The sequence below is a fragment of the Paenibacillus sp. 01T422 genome, from assembly GCF_056398785.1.
The window spans coordinates 1-2,594 of the sequence record NZ_JBFTQB010000904.1 but is presented as its reverse complement, the minus strand read 5'-3'; the positions used below and the strand labels follow the sequence as shown (position 1 = coordinate 2,594).

At 37.0% G+C, this 2,594-nt stretch carries 2 protein-coding genes; both read left to right on the top strand.

Annotation, left to right across the window (positions count from 1 at the left end; genetic code table 11):
• The coding region (locus AC1DUA_RS33215; RefSeq protein ID WP_477503797.1) for a hypothetical protein at positions 1 to 1,821 on the top strand (1,821 nt) is incomplete at its 5' end.
• 134 nt (positions 1,822 to 1,955) lie between these two features.
• Entirely contained in the window at positions 1,956 to 2,564 is a 609-nt protein-coding gene (locus AC1DUA_RS33210; RefSeq protein WP_477503796.1) for an ATP-binding protein, read from the top strand.
• The last annotated feature ends 30 nt before the right edge of the window (positions 2,565 to 2,594 follow it).

The following is a 2,594-nucleotide window of genomic DNA, read 5'->3' as shown; positions in this document are numbered from 1 at the left end:
GTTCAAGGACAAACGCCTGTTCGCGAAATTTCAAATGCTACAGGGATTGAGACAAAAGAAATTCTGAGATTTGTAAATAGATGTCTGGAATCTGATGGTTATGGGGATACCCAGGGATTTAGAGCTTTAAACCCCAGCTACCATGTGAAAAAATATGAACGTGAGAAACTTCCAAAGGGTAAAAAGACGAACTATTCTGGAGCATTTGAACTGTTACTTGAAACATACCCGGATCTAAGGTTACTCATCAATGATTTGGCTTTAGGAATAAATAAAGACTCATTGCAGCCCACATATAGAGTTAAAGATATTCATAGAAAAATGATCGATAAGTGTAAGGATCTAAACATTACAGCCGATCAATATCCTAGGAATACAGAAGACCGCGGGAGAAGATCATTAGAAAGATATGTGAAAAATTTGAAAGATCGCCACTTAGGGAATGCACATATTCATGGGGAGACTGCTGCAATGATTGCAAGGACTGTAGGGAAAGGTGAAAAGAACCATCCAATTAATTTTAGACCATATAATCGTGTTCAATTTGATGGACATAAAATAGATTTAATCGTAACTATTCGTTATACAGATCCTGATGGTAACTGGATCAGAAAGACACTAAAAAGAATCTGGCTGCTTGTCATCTTAGAAATACCGACTAGAACTGTTCTAGGGCATTTACTTTGTGTGAAGCCGGAGTATTCACAAATGGATGTCTTACAATGTATACAAAATGCGATCTACCCACATCAGCCAAAGACATTTACGATTCAAGGTCTGCAATACCCTAAAGAGGGGGCATTTCCCTCTTCATGTTTTCCAGAGGCTCAGTGGGCTGTATGGAGAGAATTTTGGCTGGACAATGCTAAGGCAAACTTAGCAACTAATGTAAAGGATAAACTGACTAAAACCATTGGATGTTTTATGAACGCTGGTCAAGTTAGTTCTCCACTTAGAAGGAGCTTTGTTGAGAGATTCTTTGGAATTCTAGAAGAGAACGGATACCACCTATTGCCATCTACAACAGGTAGTAACCCTAATGATCCTAGGAGAAAAAACGCTGAAAAGAAAGCTCTGAAGAGTGAGATTAGCATTGAACATTTAGAAGAATTAACTGAAGTCATGTTGGCACAATATAACAACGAGCCTCATACTGGTACATCATATCTTGCTCCACTTGAAGCAATGCGTGACAAAATTGCGAGAGGATTTATACCGAGAATTTTACCTGAACATCGCAGACAAGAATTAGGTTTACTGACAATCAGCACAACATGTGTTGTAAAGGGAAATACATCTCAGGGAAGAAGGCCATTCATTAATTTTGAAGGTGCTCAATACAGAAGTAATTTATTATCAAATAATCCTAGCCTAATTGGGACTAAGCTGACAATATACATTAATTTAATGGATATTCGGTCAATTAAAGCTTTTCATCAAAATGGAAATGAGCTTGGATTTTTACGTGTATCGGGAAAATGGGCAATGACTCCTCATTCGTTAGAAACTAGGAAAGCGATTAATAAAATGAGAAAACGCAAGGACGAATACTTTCTAAATAAAGATGATTATGTTCAAGCTTATTACGATTACCTAAGCAGCAGTGATAGTAAGGCTGACAAGAACAGATTTGCACATGAGCAACGCTATCAGCAAGCTATGAGCCAACAAGGTAAAGAAGTAGAAAGTTCTAATGACAATAATGTGAGCTTAAACAGCGCTACATCAATTCTACTTCACGAAATAAGACCCGAAGATACAAGAAAAAATCTTGAAATACCAGCAGACCTACAAGCTATATTTAAACCTATTTCTTTATAAAATGAGGTGTTTTTAATTTGAATCCGTCTAGCAGCGAAAATAATAATGAATACCTAAGCAGACCAGTTATATCAAGAGGAACACATCCTCTGGAGTTAGACAGATATCTTGTGCCCACGAATGAGATAATGAATATGTATTTAGAGGTCGGAGAATGGATTGAAGACAGAACCCCGGGAGGGATTATTCACGGGCGTCAAAGACTTGGGAAAAGTCGAGCAATTGATTTCTTAGCACAAACACTGCCTTTAAAATACGGAGAAGAATTGCCTATTTTCAAGATTCCAGGGAGACATAAAAAAAATCCGAACGAAGAAGTTTTTTATGAATTACTGCTTGAAGGAGTGGGACATACCTATCCACAGAGTGGTAAAAAGAGTCAAAAGTTTGACAGGCTTACTAGATTCTTATTAGAAAGGGGTGAGAATTCAAAATATAAAATGATTGTGATGTTTATTGATGAAGCACAGTGCCTTTATGAATATAACTATAATTGGCTCATTGATGTTTATAATTGGCTTGAAAGATATCAAATAAAATTAACCGTAGTGTTAGTAGGTCAACCAGAACTTAAGCACCAAAAAGGACTTTATGTTGCTGAAGGAAAACATCAAGTTGTTGGTAGGTTTATGGTTAATGATTACGAGTTCTTCGGTGTAAGAACTGTTGAGGACATTACAACTTGCCTTAAAGGTTATGATACTATTGAATATCCTTTGAACAGTGGGTGGTCGTACACTTGAATATCCTTTGAACAGTGGGTGGTCGTACAC

Coding starts and splice junctions, on each gene's coding strand:
- AC1DUA_RS33210 (WP_477503796.1), top strand. CDS start 1,956: ATGTATTTAGAGGTCGGAGAATGGATTGAAGACAGAACCCCGGGAGGG.